General features: G+C 73.8%; 17 protein-coding genes. 11 read left to right on the top strand and 6 right to left on the bottom strand.

Annotated elements, in window-relative coordinates; translation table 11 throughout:
• Nucleotides 1-5 precede the first annotated feature (5 nt).
• The 6 genes from ACTWQH_RS01760 (at nt 6) to ACTWQH_RS01735 (ending at nt 4,262) form a co-directional block, all read left to right on the top strand.
• The gene (locus ACTWQH_RS01760) at nt 6-614 is read left to right on the top strand and encodes a UTRA domain-containing protein (RefSeq protein ID WP_443284477.1); all 609 of its coding nucleotides are present in this window, start codon (nt 6-8) and stop codon (nt 612-614) included.
• Entirely contained in the window at nt 611-1,498 is an 888-nt protein-coding gene (locus ACTWQH_RS01755; RefSeq protein WP_443284476.1) for a glycosyltransferase, read from the top strand. The genes ACTWQH_RS01760 and ACTWQH_RS01755 overlap by 4 nt, the downstream gene beginning before the upstream one ends.
• Before the next feature lie 5 nt (nt 1,499-1,503).
• Nucleotides 1,504-2,100, top strand: a complete 597-nt coding sequence (locus ACTWQH_RS01750) for a DinB family protein (RefSeq protein ID WP_443284475.1) — start codon at nt 1,504-1,506, stop codon at nt 2,098-2,100.
• Entirely contained in the window at nt 2,097-2,267 is a 171-nt protein-coding gene (locus tag ACTWQH_RS01745; RefSeq protein WP_443284474.1) for a hypothetical protein, read from the top strand. The genes ACTWQH_RS01750 and ACTWQH_RS01745 overlap by 4 nt, the downstream gene beginning before the upstream one ends.
• 123 nt (nt 2,268-2,390) lie before the next feature.
• Nucleotides 2,391-3,170, top strand: coding sequence for an RNA polymerase sigma factor SigF (locus ACTWQH_RS01740; RefSeq protein WP_443284473.1), 780 nt, complete (start codon nt 2,391-2,393; stop codon nt 3,168-3,170).
• Between the two features lie 219 nt (nt 3,171-3,389).
• Entirely contained in the window at nt 3,390-4,262 is an 873-nt protein-coding gene (locus ACTWQH_RS01735) for an RNA polymerase sigma factor SigF (protein WP_443284472.1), read from the top strand.
• 72 nt (nt 4,263-4,334) lie between these two features.
• Here ACTWQH_RS01735 and ACTWQH_RS01730 read toward each other — a convergent pair whose 3' ends face one another.
• The 4 genes from ACTWQH_RS01730 to ACTWQH_RS01715 form a co-directional block, all read right to left on the bottom strand.
• Nucleotides 4,335-4,559 (bottom strand): hypothetical protein, encoded by a 225-nt coding sequence (locus tag ACTWQH_RS01730; RefSeq protein ID WP_443284471.1) that lies wholly within the window; start codon nt 4,557-4,559, stop codon nt 4,335-4,337.
• A 64-nt stretch (nt 4,560-4,623) separates the two neighbouring features.
• Nucleotides 4,624-5,322: a zf-HC2 domain-containing protein gene (locus ACTWQH_RS01725; RefSeq protein WP_443284470.1), complete on the bottom strand. Its 699-nt coding sequence runs from the start codon at nt 5,320-5,322 to the stop codon at nt 4,624-4,626.
• A 74-nt stretch (nt 5,323-5,396) separates the two neighbouring features.
• On the bottom strand, nt 5,397-5,912 hold the full coding sequence (locus ACTWQH_RS01720) for a sigma-70 family RNA polymerase sigma factor (RefSeq protein WP_443284469.1): 516 nt from the start codon (nt 5,910-5,912) through the stop codon (nt 5,397-5,399).
• Entirely contained in the window at nt 5,909-6,340 is a 432-nt protein-coding gene (locus tag ACTWQH_RS01715; RefSeq protein ID WP_443284468.1) for a hypothetical protein, read from the bottom strand. Before ACTWQH_RS01715 ends, ACTWQH_RS01720 begins: the two co-directional genes overlap by 4 nt.
• A 129-nt stretch (nt 6,341-6,469) precedes the next feature.
• On the opposite strand from ACTWQH_RS01715, the gene ACTWQH_RS01710 reads away from it, so the two are divergent.
• From ACTWQH_RS01710 to ACTWQH_RS01695, 4 genes are all read left to right on the top strand, one after another.
• Nucleotides 6,470-6,979, top strand: a complete 510-nt coding sequence (locus tag ACTWQH_RS01710; RefSeq protein ID WP_443284467.1) for a Rieske (2Fe-2S) protein — start codon at nt 6,470-6,472, stop codon at nt 6,977-6,979.
• Nucleotides 6,980-7,062: 83 nt separating this feature from the next.
• On the top strand, nt 7,063-7,962 hold the full coding sequence (locus ACTWQH_RS01705; protein ID WP_443284466.1) for an LLM class F420-dependent oxidoreductase: 900 nt from the start codon (nt 7,063-7,065) through the stop codon (nt 7,960-7,962).
• A 188-nt stretch (nt 7,963-8,150) separates the two neighbouring features.
• Nucleotides 8,151-8,720 carry a small secreted protein gene (locus tag ACTWQH_RS01700; RefSeq protein WP_443284465.1) on the top strand — a complete coding sequence of 190 codons (570 nt, stop codon included), beginning with the start codon at nt 8,151-8,153 and terminating at the stop codon, nt 8,718-8,720.
• Between the two features lie 89 nt (nt 8,721-8,809).
• A complete protein-coding gene (locus ACTWQH_RS01695; RefSeq protein ID WP_443284464.1) occupies nt 8,810-10,360 on the top strand; it encodes a DUF7059 domain-containing protein in 1,551 nt (516 codons plus the stop codon).
• Nucleotides 10,361-10,399: 39 nt separating this feature from the next.
• Here ACTWQH_RS01695 and ACTWQH_RS01690 read toward each other — a convergent pair whose 3' ends face one another.
• Together ACTWQH_RS01690 and ACTWQH_RS01685 are read right to left on the bottom strand one after the other, a co-directional pair.
• Entirely contained in the window at nt 10,400-10,834 is a 435-nt protein-coding gene (locus ACTWQH_RS01690) for a DUF2752 domain-containing protein (RefSeq protein ID WP_443284463.1), read from the bottom strand.
• 13 nt (nt 10,835-10,847) lie between these two features.
• Nucleotides 10,848-11,363, bottom strand: a complete 516-nt coding sequence (locus tag ACTWQH_RS01685) for a TM2 domain-containing protein (RefSeq protein WP_443284462.1) — start codon at nt 11,361-11,363, stop codon at nt 10,848-10,850.
• Nucleotides 11,364-11,610: 247 nt separating this feature from the next.
• On the opposite strand from ACTWQH_RS01685, the gene topA reads away from it, so the two are divergent.
• On the top strand, nt 11,611-14,484 hold the full coding sequence (gene topA / locus ACTWQH_RS01680) for a type I DNA topoisomerase (protein ID WP_443284461.1): 2,874 nt from the start codon (nt 11,611-11,613) through the stop codon (nt 14,482-14,484).
• Nucleotides 14,485-14,579: the final 95 nt, after the last annotated feature.

Below are 14,579 nucleotides of genomic sequence, written 5' to 3'. Positions count from 1 at the left end.
ATCGGATGAGTGGGACGCGCGGGACGCGCGGGACGCGCCGGGTGTGGCGGAGCAACGAGCGCCACCAGTGGGAGAAGGACCGGGCCTGCCGCCCGCTGCCCGTCCGGGAGCGGACCGGCGTCACCGAGCGGGACACCGGACTCGACGTGGACGACCTGGTCTTCAGCGCCACCTACCGCGAGCGCGCGGCCGACGACGACCTCGCGGCGGCGTTCGGCGTGCCGCCCGGCACCCCGCTGCTGGAGCGCGTCTACCGCACCCGCTACGAGCGGGAGGACGCCCCGTTCGACGTCTCCCACTCCTACCTGGTGCGGGAGCACGTCGCCGCCAACCCGGCGCTGCTCGACGAGGCGAACGAGCCCTGGCCCGGCGGCACGTCGCACCAGCTGCGGACGGTGGGCATCGAGGTGGCCCGGGTGGTGGAGCGGATCACGGCGGCCCGGCCGCCCACGGAGGGGGAGGCGCGGATGCTGGGCATGGGCCCGGACACGGCCGTGATCGTGCTGCGCAAGACCTGCCAGGACACCACCGGGCGGGTGGTGGAGGTCGCGGACGTGCTGCTGCCGGGGGACCGCACGGAGCTGACGTTCGTCACGCCGCTGGAGAGCTGGTGACCGGGGACGGGGGCCGGGTCATCTCGGTCGTGACGGCCCTGCACGCCCCGTACGCGCGCTTCCTGCCGGACGCGTACGCCTCGCTGCGGCGCCAGGAGCTGCCCGACGGGTGGCGCTGGCAGTGGGTGCTGCAGGAGGACGGCGCGACCGACGCCGTGGCCGGGGCGGTCGCCCGGCTGACGGCGGGCGACCCGCGCGTGAGCTTCGGCCAGGGGCGTCCGGGCGGCCCTGGGGTGGCCAGGACGCTGGCGCTGGCGCGGGCGGCGGGGGCGTACGTGCGGGTGCTGGACGCCGACGACGCGCTGACGCCGGGCGCCCTGGCCCGGGACGTGGCGGTGCTGCGCGGCGAGCCGGGCATCGGCTGGGTGACCTCGGGAGCGCTGGACTGGCTGCCCGACGGCTCCACCGCCGGCTACGCCCACGACCCGCCGACCGGGCCGGTCGAGCGGGGCGCGCTGCTGGCGCTGTGGAGGGCCGGCGGCGGGCGGCCCCCGGTCGTCCCGGGGACGATGGCGGTGCGGCGGGAGCTGTTGCTGGCGCTCGGCGGGTGGATGGCGTTACCCGCCTCGGAGGACACCGGGCTGCTGCTGGCGCTGAACGCCGTGAGCCGGGGCTGGTTCACGGGCACGGCCGGGCTGCTCTACCGCAAGTGGCCGGGGCAGAGCACGGCCCAGACGGCGCACGGCGCCGGGGCCGAGCGGGCGGCGCGGATGGCCGTGATCGAGGCGCGGGCGCTGGCGCTGGCGGCGATGACGGGCGCCGTGGAGTGGGCAGGGCCGGACGGGGACGCGGACCCCAGCCCGGATCCGGACCTGAACCTGGATCTGGATCTGGAACGCCGACGCGAACGCCGACTCGAATGTCAGTGCAGCCCTCTAGGGTGACCGTCATGAGCACCGAGGACACGACGGGTACCGATGACACCACGGAGATCGCCTGGCAGCGGGAGCTGGTCGACCAGCTCGACTGGCACTGGCGGGGGCTGCTGCGTCCGCGCTTCGAGGGGCTGACGGACGAGGAGTGTCTCTGGGAGCCGGCGCCCGGATGCTGGAGCGTGCGGCCCGACGGGGCGGGCGGCTTCACGCGGGACGACGTGGCGCCCGGCGAGCCCGATCCGGAGCCCGCGCCGCTGACGACGATCGCCTGGCGCATGGGCCACCTCATCGCCGACATCCTCGGCGGCCGCGCCTCGCGCCACTTCGGCGGGCCGCCCGTCGCCCACGCCACGTGGGGGTACGCCGGCACGGCGGCGGAGGCGCTGGCGCAGCTCGACGAGGCGTACGAGCGGTGGATGGCGGGCGTGCGGTCCCTGGACGAGGCGGGCCTGGCCCGGCGCTGCGGCCCCGCCGAGCGGCTGTACCCGGACGCCCCGCTGGCCGCGCTGGTGCTCCACATCAACCGCGAGACGATTCACCACGGCGCGGAGATAGCCCTGCTGCGCGATCTGTACCGGGCGGGGAACGTGAGCTTCGGGAGGCAGCCATGACCCTGGTCCGGGCGCGGCGGATCGCGCTCTATCTGCTGGCCGTGTTCCTGCTGTACGCGGTCATATCCTCCCCCGACGGCTCGGCCGACTTCGTCGGCCTCGGCTTCCAGGCGGTCTCGGACGCGGCCGAGGGCGTGGGGGATCTGCTGGCGGAGGTGATCAACTGATCGGCGCTGATCGGCCATCAACACGTCGTGACGTGGTGCTTGCACACCGCGGACATGTCTTGTGATGCTATGACAGCTTTTGCACTGCGATGGGCGTGAAAGGCGTGAAGGGGTGGTCGGCAGGTGGCAGCGGCACGGGGCCGGGGGGTCAAGGCGCGTGCGCTCACGCAGGCCCTCTTCGAGCGGCTGGCCGCGCTGGAGCCCGGCTCTCCCGAGCACGCCCGGGTGCGCGGCGCGCTGATCGAGGCCAACCTGCCGCTGGTGCGGTACGTCGCCCTGCGTTTTCGCAGCCGCAACGAGCCGATGGAGGACGTGATCCAGGTCGGCACGATCGGCCTCATCCACGCCATCGACCGCTTCGACCTGGGGCGGGGCGTGCAGTTCCCGACCTTCGCCATGCCGACCATCGTCGGGGAGATCCGGCGGTACTTCCGCGACAACGTGCGCGGCGTGCACGTGCCCCGGCGGCTGCACGAGCGGTGGGCGCAGGTGCGGGCGGCCAGCGAGGAGCTGACCGCGGCGCTGGGGCGGGCGCCGACCACCGCCGAGGTGGCCGAACGCCTCCAGATCGCCGAGGAGGAGGTGGCGGCCGGCGTGGAGGCGGGCCACGCCTTCCGGGTCTCCTCCCTCGACGCGGCCCGCGAGCGGGAGGACGCGCCGGGCCTGATCGACCGTCTGGGCTACGAGGACCCGGGACTGGCCGGCGTGGAGCACCGCGCCCTCGTGCGGCACCTGCTGGTCCAGCTCCCGGAGCGGGAGCGGCGCATCCTGCTGCTGCGCTACTACCGCAACCTGACGCAGTCACAGATCAGCGCCGAGCTCGGCGTTTCGCAGATGCACATCTCCCGTCTGCTGGCGCGCAGCGTCACCCGGCTGCGAACCGGAAATCCGAGCGACGCCTAAGCCGGAAGAGGTATCCAACTCCGGGAACTCGCACATCACCTGTGCCGTTTTATCGACAAGAAGCTACATCGTGTTGACGACCTGTGACATTCTGCTAGAACCGCGTTTGCCGTGGCGGCAGCTCCGGTATCCACGAGAGGGCGCCTCCTCTCGTGGGGGCTCATCCGAGTCTCACGGGGGCGCGCCGCCGCGACCCGTCCACGACCTCAAGGGGGTGGCATGTCCGTAGAACTGGGCAGCTCCAAGGTGCTCACCGAAACCGGCACGCCGCATGTACCCGAGCAGCACACACCCTCGCTGCCGCCCGAAGCTCCCGCGGAGACCGACAACCTCGACACCCGCACCCTCTCCCGTTCCCTCTTCCAGCGGTTGGCCACTCTCGACAAGGACAGCCCGGAGCGCGGCTACGTCAGGGACACCCTGATCGAGCTCAACCTCCCGCTGGTGCGCTACGCGGCGGCCCGGTTCCGCAGCCGGAACGAGCCGATGGAGGACATCGTCCAGGTCGGCACGATCGGTCTGATCAAGGCGATCGACCGCTTCGACTGCGAGCGGGGCGTGGAGTTCCCGACGTTCGCCATGCCGACCGTGGTCGGTGAGATCAAGCGGTTCTTCCGCGACACCTCCTGGTCGGTGCGCGTCCCGCGCCGGCTGCAGGAGCTGCGGCTGGCCCTCACCAAGGCCAGCGACGAGCTGTCCCAGCGCCTCGACCGCTCCCCCACGGTGGCCGAGCTCGCCGCCTGCCTCGGGGTGTCCGAGGAGGAGGTGGTCGACGGCCTGGCCGTGGGCAACGCCTACACCGCCAGCTCGCTGGACTCGCCCTCCCCCGAGGAGGACGGCGGCGAGGGCTCGCTGGCCGACCGCCTGGGGTACGAGGACGCGGCCCTGGAGGGCGTCGAGTACCGCGAGTCGCTCAAGCCGCTGCTGGCCCGGCTCCCCGCCCGGGAGCGCCGGATCATCATGCTGCGGTTCTTCGGCAACATGACCCAGTCCCAGATCGGTGAGGAGGTCGGGATCTCGCAGATGCACGTCTCCCGGCTGCTCACCCGCACGCTCGCGCAGCTGCGCGACGGCCTGACGGCAGAGGAGTGAGGCACGCCCGGACCGGCGGCGGTCCTCCGCCGGTCCGGGGAAAGAGAAGGCCCCTCGCGCCGGCCGTCTCGCTCAGCCCAGCGCCAGCCAGGCCACCGCGGCCAGCGCCGCCACGGCCACGACGACGCCCACGATCAGGCCGACTCTCGGCCCCGACGCCGACGCCGACGCCGGCCCCGCCGGGGCGGCGGCCCGGCGCCCGCCGTCGGGTGCCCCGTCATTGACGAACGCCTGGAACATCTGCGTGCTGCCCGCCGGGTCGGGCTCCTGGTGCTGCTGCGGCTGGTTGTGCGACATGGCAGCCGACCCTAGCCCAATCGACTGATCGTTTGGGGGCCGGCCGCCGGCCGTCCCGGTCGGCTCATCCGGACACGTCCGCGCGCAGCACGGCGTAGCCGTGGGTGCTGCGCACCTCCAGCGTCTCGATGTCCGCCGGATGCAGCTCCGTGCCCACGCTGAGGGTGACGTCGCGGTCCCGGATCGTGGCCCAGCTCGCCAGCTGCACCTCCTCGCCGTCCCGCGTGATCGCCACCAGCACGTAGTCGTTGGAGGAGTCCGCCCCGTAGACGCACTCCATGTTCACGCGGGTGCCCCAGTCCGCGTCCGTCAGGCTCACCGTCGCCGACACCGGGTACTCCACCAGCGAGGTCATCGCGATCGGCTCGCCGCCGCCTCCGCCCGTGCCCCCGCCCGTGCCCCCGCCGTCGCCGCCGACCGGCATCACCAGCACGAACAGCAACGCCAGGCAGGCGGCCAGCGCCAGCCCCAGGCCCGGCAGCATCGCCCGCCGCCGCTGCCGCCGCCGCTCCCCGGCCACCCGGTCCAGCAGCGCGGGCAGCAGATCCGCCGGCGGCGGCTCGGCGTTCGCCTGCGGCGGCCGCGGCAGGGCCTGCGCCTGCCCGAGCAGCCCCGGCATCCCCGCCAGCTCCCGCACCGCGCGGGCGCAGTCGCCGCACTCCCGCAGGTGCGCCTCGTACGCGGCCCGGTCCTGCGGCGACAGCGCGCCCAGCACGTAGGCCCCGTCCCAGGTCAGGAAGCGGTCACCTCCTGTCGGTCCCATCTGCTCGGTCTGTTCTCCCGGCTCTCTCGGCCCGTGCGGCCCTGTGGGGCCGCCGCCCGGCCAGTTCATCCCGCTCATTGCGTGACGCCCTTCTCTTCCAGCACCAGGCGCAGCGAGCGGAGTGCGTAGTGCGTGCGTGACTTCACGGTGCCCTCCGCCACCCCGAGGCGCGCCGCGGCCTCGGCCACGGACAACCCCTGGAAGTAGCAGAGCGTCAGCACCTCGCGGTGGCGGGGGGACAGCTCGGCCAGCGCGTCGGCGACCAGCCAGCCCTGCACGGCGCGTTCGATGTCGTCCGGCGCGGCCGTGTCGGGCGGGGAGTCGGTGGTGATCTCCGAACGCGCCGCCGCGGACCGCCAGCCGTCGATGACGATCCGCCGGGCCACGGTGAACAGCCAGGCTCGGGCGGAGCGTGTGGACTGGTCCAGCACCCCCGGGTGGCGCCAGGCCCGCAGCAGCGTCTCCTGCGCCACGTCCTCGGCGCGGGCCCGGTCCCCGCCCGTGAGGTGCAGGGCGAAGGACCACAGCGCCGCGGCGTGTTCGTCGTGCAGCGCCCGCATCAACTGGTCTTCCGCCGAGCCTTCGCTCACGCCGTCTGCCTCTGCCGCCGCCTGTGCCCGGTCTGCTGGACCCCCTGGAGCCGCTGGAAGCCGAGGAGCCCGAACCGGAGGAGGAGCAGCATAGCCCCGAACACCACGCACGCCGCCTCGGTGATCACGCCCCACAGCTCCTCGTCGGTCCGGAACTGCTCCTCGATGCCGAAGAAGCCGGTCGTCAGGGACATCACGTACGCCCCCAGGGTGGCGGCGCCGAAGCCGACGCTCGCCAGCTCGGGCAGCCAGTGGGTGCGCCAGGCCAGCACCAGCAGCGCGATGAGGAGCCCGGCGACGACGTTCGCGAGGAACATCGGCCCGACCACGTCGTCGTACCGGACCCAGTCCTGCCACACCACCAGGTGCACCCACGCCGAGCCGAGCAGTCCGAGGGCCACGAGAATCCGCAGAATCCAAGCGATCATGTCCCTCCATACGGGACAGACGAGCCCATGGTTCACGCCCGGCGCACCCCGGTGCGCGCCGACATGCCTCGCACCGAAAATCTCTCTCCCACAGTGAACCGAGGACCGGGCGGCCTCGTTTGCAGGGGTATGACAGCAACGCCACGCAGCACATCACGCAGCCGCCGCGCCGTTCTGACGACCGCCGCCGGGGCCGCTGGAGCGTTCACGCTCACGGCCTGCGGCAGCGACGACGAGTCGAGCGGCTCCAACGACACCAGCGGCTCGGCCTCGGATGGCGACTCGCCGGACTCCTCGTCCGATGGACAGGGCGGGGATGAGGGCCAAGGCGGGTCCGGATCCGGGGGCGAGCCGCTGGCCTCCGTCGACGAGGTGCCTGTCGGCGAGGCCGCGGGGCCGTTCGCCACCCCCGACGGCGAAGCGATGCTCTTCCGCCCCGACGAGTCCTCGGTGGTCTGCTTCAGCGCCGCCTGCACCCACAAGGGCTGCACGGTCGAGGCGGACGGCACCGAGCTGAGCTGCCCCTGCCACGGCTCGGTCTTCGACGCCGCCACCGGCGAGGTCCTGAACGGCCCGGCGGACGAGCCGCTGCCCGCCGTAACGGTCCGGATCGAGGGCGACCAGATCGTCACGGCGTAACGCCACGGACCCCCGGGGCCGGACGGGTGACGGCCCCGGGGCGGCCGGAATAGCGAGCGCCGGCCGCCCGGTTGTCCCCCCACATGGGAAACGACCAGCACACCCGCACCCACCCGGCCGACCTCGGACGCATCGGCGTATGGAACGCCGTGCTGCGCTCGGAGGACCCCGCGCGGCGCCAGGAGATCGCCGACGCCGCCCGCGAACTCGACGAGCTCGGCTACGGCACCATCTGGCTGGGCAGCAGCCCCGGCGTCGCGCACGCGCTGCCCCTGCTGGAGGCCACCTCACGCATCACGGTGGCCACCGGCATCCTCAGCATCTGGCAGCACGAGCCCGCCGACGTCGCCGCCCAGTACGCCGACGCCAACGCCGCCCACGGCGGGCGCTTCCTGCTCGGCCTCGGCGTGAGCCACAGCGCGCTCACCGACCGCTACCGGCGCCCGTACTCGGCGATGCGCGACTACCTGACCGCGCTCGACGAGGCCCCGCGCCCGGTCCCGGCCGGCGGGCGCGTGCTGGCGGCGCTCGGCCCCCGGATGCTGGAGCTGGCCCGCGACCGGGCCGCCGGCGCGCACCCTTACCTCGTCACGCCCGAGCACACCGCGCGGGCCCGCGCCGTCCTCGGCGACGGCCCCATGCTGGCGCCGGAGCTGAAGGTCGTGCTCGACACCGACCCCGGCCGGGCCCGGGCCACCGCCCGCGCGTACCTCGCCATGTACCTGGCGCTGCCCAACTACACCAACAACCTGCTGCGGCTCGGCTTCGCCGAGGAGGACTTCGCGGGCGGCGGCAGCGACCGGCTGCTCGACGAGGTCTTTGCCCTCGGCGACGCCGAGGCCGTCCGCCGCCGCGCCGACGACTTCCTCGCCGCCGGGGCCGACCACCTCGCCCTCCAGGTCGTCACCGATAGCCCCCACGCGGACATCCCGCTTCCCGCCTGGCGCGCCCTCGCGGAGGTGTTGCCGCTCACACCCCGGTAGCGCCCCAGTCACTTGATCAGGCGTATTCGTCGGCCAAGCGGCCAGTCATACGGGACGACAAGCCCTCGGATCACCCGGACGAGCGACTCCGCCGTGTAAGTTCCCGCCCAGAGGTACGAAAGGACGGGACACCGGTGAAGACGGTTCGGCTCGCAGTGGCGCGCTCAGCGCGGAGGGGTTGTGCGGCGTTGGCGTTCGCGCTGTCGCTGTCTCTGTCACTCGCGGCGTGCGGGGGCGGCGACGACGGCTCCGACGAGACGGAGGCGTGGGCGCGGCAGGTCTGCAACGAGATGCGGCCCCACGTGAAGCGGATCCAGTCGGCCAACGCCGCGATCACCGAGGCGAGCGAGAGCGACGCGGCCCCCAAGGAGCTCCAGCAGGCCGACTCGACGGCGTTCCAGGACGTCTCCGAGGCGTACACCGCGCTCGCCGAGACGGTGCAGCGCGCGGGCGACCCGCCCGTCGAGGACGGCCCCCGGCTGCGGCGCAACGCGGTGACGGAGCTGAACGACATCTCCGACTCCTACACCGACCTGAAGGACACGATCGACGGCCTGGAGACCTCCGACCGGGCCGCGTTCGCCGAGGGGCTCGGCGGCATCGCCGAGCGGCTCGGCCAGCTCAGCGAGAGCAGCGACCGGGCCCTGCACGACCTGCAGGAGGGTGAGCTGGGCGAGGCCATGGCGCAGCAGCCCGGCTGCCAGTCCCTCTCCGCGACGGCGCAGCCGGACGCCGGCTCCTCGCCCGCCGAGGAGTGACGGGCATCCGGGCCACGGGCATACGGGCCGCCGGGCCGCCGGGCCCTCGTGCCGCATGATCAAATGGCGCCGTGAGCAACGTGAGCGACATGAGCGACGCTGACCTGTCACAGCTCCCGGTCCCCGGCCCCGGCACGGCGCGGCTGCGCGACGCGCTGCGCGAGGCCGACTTCACCGCCGACGGGCTGCTGGAGCTGCTCGGCGCGCCCGCGTACGCCGCGCTCGCGCGGGGCGAGACCGTGCCCGCGCTGCGCGCCACCCGCGCGGGCGACGGCGCGGACGGCGGGCCGCCGGCCACGCTGACGCGGCTGCTCCTGCTGCGGCGACCCGTGCCCCGGCGCCAGGCGCGCGCCGCGCTGGGCGGGGCGGCGTTCGACGCGGCGCTCGGCGACGGCTGGGTGCGGGCCGAGGGGGACGACGTGCGCGCCACGGTTGAGGTGCGGCCGTACGCCGGCGAGGGCGGCCTGGACTGGTGGGTGGTCTCCGACCCCCGCCCGGCGTTCCGCGCCGGCGCGCCCCGCCGCCCCGACGTGGTGCTCGGCGTCGGCGGCGCCTCCGCGACGCTGGCGCAGCTCACCGTGCGGCGCCCCGTGCGCCGCGTCCTCGACCTGGGCACCGGCTGCGGCGTCCAGGCCCTGCACGCCTCCCAGCACGCCGAGCGGGTGACCGCCACCGACGTCAACCCGCGCGCCCTGCGCATGGCCGCGCTCACGCTGGCGCTCTCCGGCGCGCCCGAGGCGGACCTGCGGCAGGGGTCGCTGTACGAGCCGGTGGCCGGCGAGTCCGACTTCGACCTGATCGTGGCCAACCCGCCGTTCGTGATCTCCCCGGCCCGGGAGGAGCGGCTCACCTACCGGGACGCGGGCCTGCCCGGCGACGAGCTGTGCCGCGCGCTGGCCGGCGGGGCCGCGGCCCACCTGGCCGAGGGCGGCTGGTGCCAGCTCCTGGCGAACTGGGAGGAACCGGAGGGATCCGAGGGAGGGGAGTGGCGCGAGCGGCTCGCCTCCTGGGTCCCCGAGGGCTGCGACGCGTGGATCGTGCGCCGCGAGGCGCAGGACGTCACCGAGTACACCGAGCTGTGGCTGCGTGATGCGGGCGCCCACCTCGGCGAACCGCAGGCGTACGAGAAGCGGTACGAAGAATGGCTCGCCGACTTCGCCGCGCGTGGCACCAGGACGATCGGGCTCGGCTGGATCACGCTGCGCCGCACCACCGCCGCGCGACGGGCGCCCGCCATCACCGTCGAGGAGTGGACGCACGCGGTCGAGCAGCCCCTCGGAGAGACGATTCCCGGCCACTTCGCCCGGCAGGACTTCCTCCGCGACCGGCGCGATGACGACGCCGCGCTGCTCGGCTGCCGCCTGGCGCTGGCCGACGGCGTCGTGCAGGAGCAGCTCGGCCAGCCCGGCGCCGAGCACCCGCAGCAGATCGTGCTGCGGCAGCGCCACGGCATGATGCGGGCCCGAGCGGTGGACACGGTGACGGCCGGCGTCGCGGGCGCCTGCGACGGCACCCTCCCGCTCGGCGCGATCGCCGACGCGGTGGCCGACCTCCTCGGCGAGGACCCGGCGACCATTCGCGCCCAGGTCAGCACCGAGACGCGCACCCTGATCGAGCAGGGCTTCCTGCTCCCGGCCTAGCCAGCCCGCGGGCACGGGCCCGGACAGGCGGAGCCCCGGCTAGCCCACGGCGTTGCGCACCACGGCCCACACCACGGCGAGGCCCAGCACCGCCGCGACGGCCACCGGCCTGAACCGGGGCCGGTAACGCCGCCCGCGCAGGCCCTCGTACAGCCAGCGCCCCCCGAGCCACGCCGCCAGCGGCACGCCGAGACACAGCAGCACCGCGTTGTCGTGAAACGCCGCGGCGAGGTCCCCGTGCATCGCGTCGTACGCCATGCGCGTCCCGCCGCATGCCGGGCACAGCAGCCCGGTGGCCCAGTTGAACGGGCAGCGCGGCAGGAACTGCCCGCCGTCGTGCGGATCGGTGCGCCACAGGTACGCCGCACCCGCCAGCCCGGCGGCAAGCGTGGCGACCGGCGGCAGCGCCGGGTGGACGGGGCGGCGGGGGAAGCGCCCCGGCCGCCGCCGCCACCCGGCGGTCGCCGTCACCATCAATCGCCTCGCCTCAGCTGCGCAGCGGTCGTCCCTGGGGGTCGGTGCGGTCATCCTTCACGAGGAAGAGGATGCCGTCCACCAGCGCCCAGATGCCGACACCGCCGCAGGTCAGGAGCTGCGCGACGGCCATGCCGGTGTGGCCGGTGTACCAGCGGCCGGCGCCGAGGCCGCCGACGAGGAGCTGGAGGATGCCCGCGGTCGTCTTCGACTTGTTCGAGTACGGCCGGCCGTGAGGGTCGTAGCCGTAGGGCGCGTTCGGGTCGCCGCCGTACTGCGGGCCGCCGGGGTAGGGCGCGGGCGCCTGCTGCGGGTAGCCGCCGGGGGCTCCGGGGGCTCCGGGGGCTCCGGGCGGCGGAGCCATGCCGGGGGCACCTGGGGCGCCGGGTGCGCCGGGACCGCCCGGGGGCGGGCCGGGGTAGCCGTAGCCGGGCTGGCCCTGTCCGGGCGGCGGGCCGTAGGCGCCGGGCCCGGGCGGCGGCGTCTGCCCAGGAGGCTGCTGGTACGGATTGGCATTGGGGTCTGACATCGTTCCCCCCTTGTTGGAGCGGTGATTTTCGGGTGTATGCCGTCCTTGGCACTGACGGACCCCCGACATCCTGCCAGAGCACCGGTCGGCGGGAGCAAGGGCTTCGGGTTACCGTTCCTTGAGCCCCTCCATGAGCCACTGGGCTTTCCCGTTTGACACGGAGGCGGGAGGTACCGTCACACTCCGCACCATGAGCCGTACCCCCGGATCGACCACCGGACCTACGGAGAGAGAAGAGCGAGGACACGTGTCGCCGACCAGCGAGACCGCGCACGGCGGACGCCGACTTGTGATCGTCGAGTCGCCCGCCAAGGCGAAGACGATCAAGGGCTACCTCGGCCCCGGCTATGTTGTCGAGGCCAGCGTCGGGCACATCCGCGACCTCCCCAACGGCGCCGCAGAGGTCCCGGCCCGGTACAAGGGCGAGCCCTGGGCCCGCCTCGGCGTCAACGTCGACGAGGGCTTCCAGCCGCTGTACGTCGTCAACAGCGACAAGAAGGACCAGGTCAAGAAGCTCAAGGAGCTCCTGGCCGACTCCGACGAGCTCTACCTCGCCACCGACGAGGACCGCGAGGGCGAGGCCATCGCCTGGCACCTGAAGGAGGTCCTCAAGCCCAAGGTGCCCGTGCGCCGCATGGTCTTCCACGAGATCACGCGCGACGCCATCCGGGAGGCGGTCAACAACCCGCGCGAGCTGAACCAGCTCCTCGTCGACGCCCAGGAGACCCGCCGCATCCTCGACCGGCTCTACGGCTACGAGGTCTCGCCCGTGCTGTGGAAGAAGGTCATGCCGCGCCTGTCGGCCGGGCGCGTGCAGTCCGTGGCGACCAGGCTCGTCGTCGAGCGCGAGCGGGAGCGGATCGCGTTCCGCTCCGCCGAGTACTGGGACCTGACCGGCACCTTCGCGACCATCCCCGGCGAGGACACCTTCGACGCGCGCCTCGCCGCCGTCGACGGGCGGCGCGTCGCCCAGGGCCGCGACTTCGGCCCCGACGGGCAGCTCAGGAGCCCCGGCCAGGTCGAGCACCTCGGCGAGGAGGCCGCCCGCGCGCTGGCCGCCGCGCTCGCGGACACGGCGTTCTCCGTCCGCTCCGTGGAGTCCAAGCCCTACCGCCGCTCGCCCTATGCGCCCTTCCGCACCACCACCCTCCAGCAGGAGGCGTCGCGCAAGCTCGGCATGGGCGCCAAGATCACCATGCAGGTGGCGCAGCGGCTGTACGAGAACGGCTACATCACCTACATGCGGACCGACTCCACCACCCTGTCCGCCACCGCCGTCAACGCCGCCCGCGCCCAGGTCGCGCAGCTCTACGGCGCGGACTACCTGCCCGACCGCCCGCGCACGTACGCCAGCAAGGTCAAGAACGCCCAGGAGGCGCACGAGGCGATCCGCCCCTCCGGCGACCGCTTCCGCACCCCCGCCGAGACCGGCCTGACCGGCGACCAGTACCGGCTGTACGAGCTGATCTGGAAGCGGACCGTCGCCTCGCAGATGAAGGACGCCGTCGGCCAGTCCGTGGCCGTGCGGGTCGGGGGCACGAGCGCCGACGGCCGCGACTGCGAGTTCAGCGCGACCGGCAAGGTGATCACCTTCCACGGCTTCCTCAAGGCGTACGTGGAGAGCGCCGACGAGCCCGGCGCCGAGCTGGACGACCGCGAGCGGCGGCTGCCCGCCGTCGGCGAGGGCGACCCGCTCGCCGCCCGCGACATCACCGCCGACGGCCACGCCACCAAGCCGCCCGCCCGCTACACCGAGGCGACGCTGGTGAAGGAGCTGGAGGAGCGCGAGATCGGCCGCCCGTCGACGTACGCCACGATCATCGGCACCATCCTCGACCGCGGGTACGTCTTCAAGAAGGGCACCGCGCTCGTCCCCTCCTTCCTCTCCTTCGCCGTCACCAACCTGCTGGAGCAGCACTTCGGGCGGCTGGTCGACTACGACTTCACCGCGAAGATGGAGGACGACCTCGACCGCATCGCCACCGGCGACGCGCAGGCCGTGCCGTGGCTGCGGCGTTTCTACTTCGGCGAGGGCGCTGGCGTCGGGGAGGGCGCGCAGGACGGCGACCACCTCGCCGGCCTGAAGGCGCTGGTCACCGACCTGGGCGCCATCGACGCCCGCGAGATCTCCTCCTTCCCCGTCGGCGACAGCATCGTGCTGCGCGTCGGCCGCTACGGGCCGTACGTGGAGGCGCCGCCGTCGCCCGACGACCCCGAGGGCGAGAGCAAGCGTGCCGACGTGCCCGGCGACCTGCCGCCGGACGAGCTGACCGTCGATCTGGCCCGCGAGCTGCTGGCCAAGCCCAGCGGCGACTTCGAGCTGGGCACAGACCCGGCCACCGGCCACCAGATCGTCGCCCGCGACGGCCGCTACGGCCCGTACGTCACCGAGGTGCTGCCCGAGCCCGCCGAGGGCGCGCCGAAGAAGCGGGGCAAGGCCACGAAGGCCGCCGCCAAGCCGCGCACCGCCTCGCTGCTGAAGTCGATGTCGCTGGAGAGCATCACCCTCGACGACGCGCTGAGGCTGCTGTCGCTGCCGCGCGTCGTGGGCACCGACCCGGAGTCCGGGCAGGAGATCACCGCGCAGAACGGCCGCTACGGCCCGTATCTGAAGAAGGGGACGGACTCGCGCTCGCTGGAGAGCGAGGAGCAGATCTTCACCGTCACCCTGGAGCAGGCGCTGGCGATCTACGCCCAGCCGAAGACGCGCGGGCGCGCCGCCGCCAAGCCGCCGCTGAAGGAGCTGGGCGAGGACCCGGCGACCGGCAGACCGGTGGTGGTGAAGGACGGCCGCTTCGGCCCGTACGTCACGGACGGCGAGACCAACGCCACGCTGCGCCGCGACGACGACCCGCAGACGATCACCCCCGAGCGCGGCTTCGAGCTGCTGGCGGAGAAGCGCGCCAAGGGCCCGGCGAAGAAGACCGCGAAGAAGGCTGCCGCCAAGAAGGCCACCACGAAGAAGACGGCGGCCAAGAAGACGTCGACGGCGGAGAAGACCGCCGCCAAGAAGACCACGACGGCGAAGAAGGCGGCTGCGAAGAAGACCGCCGCCAAGAAGACGACGGCGAAGTCGGCCACGCCGCCGAAGGGCACGTCGACGCGGGCCGTGGCCGGCTAGGCCAGCCCTCGCCGTCACTTACGACGGCGCTCAGCCCCGGGTGGGGTGCCGGGGTGTGGGCGGCAATGGGGGGTCCGGGGGCGAAGCCCCTGGTG

The sequence above is a fragment of the Streptomyces sp. 6N223 genome, from assembly GCF_052246635.1.
Taxonomy (GTDB): domain Bacteria; phylum Actinomycetota; class Actinomycetes; order Streptomycetales; family Streptomycetaceae; genus Streptomyces.
This window is presented reverse-complemented; position numbering and strand designations above follow the sequence as displayed.

Coding starts and splice junctions, on each gene's coding strand:
- ACTWQH_RS01760 (WP_443284477.1), top strand. CDS start 6: ATGAGTGGGACGCGCGGGACGCGCGGGACGCGCCGGGTGTGGCGGAGC.
- ACTWQH_RS01750 (WP_443284475.1), top strand. CDS start 1,504: ATGAGCACCGAGGACACGACGGGTACCGATGACACCACGGAGATCGCC.
- ACTWQH_RS01745 (WP_443284474.1), top strand. CDS start 2,097: ATGACCCTGGTCCGGGCGCGGCGGATCGCGCTCTATCTGCTGGCCGTG.
- ACTWQH_RS01735 (WP_443284472.1), top strand. CDS start 3,390: ATGTCCGTAGAACTGGGCAGCTCCAAGGTGCTCACCGAAACCGGCACG.
- ACTWQH_RS01730 (WP_443284471.1), bottom strand. CDS start 4,559: ATGTCGCACAACCAGCCGCAGCAGCACCAGGAGCCCGACCCGGCGGGC.
- ACTWQH_RS01725 (WP_443284470.1), bottom strand. CDS start 5,322: ATGGGACCGACAGGAGGTGACCGCTTCCTGACCTGGGACGGGGCCTAC.
- ACTWQH_RS01715 (WP_443284468.1), bottom strand. CDS start 6,340: ATGATCGCTTGGATTCTGCGGATTCTCGTGGCCCTCGGACTGCTCGGC.
- ACTWQH_RS01710 (WP_443284467.1), top strand. CDS start 6,470: ATGACAGCAACGCCACGCAGCACATCACGCAGCCGCCGCGCCGTTCTG.
- ACTWQH_RS01705 (WP_443284466.1), top strand. CDS start 7,063: ATGGGAAACGACCAGCACACCCGCACCCACCCGGCCGACCTCGGACGC.
- ACTWQH_RS01695 (WP_443284464.1), top strand. CDS start 8,810: ATGAGCGACGCTGACCTGTCACAGCTCCCGGTCCCCGGCCCCGGCACG.
- ACTWQH_RS01690 (WP_443284463.1), bottom strand. CDS start 10,834: ATGGTGACGGCGACCGCCGGGTGGCGGCGGCGGCCGGGGCGCTTCCCC.
- ACTWQH_RS01685 (WP_443284462.1), bottom strand. CDS start 11,363: ATGTCAGACCCCAATGCCAATCCGTACCAGCAGCCTCCTGGGCAGACG.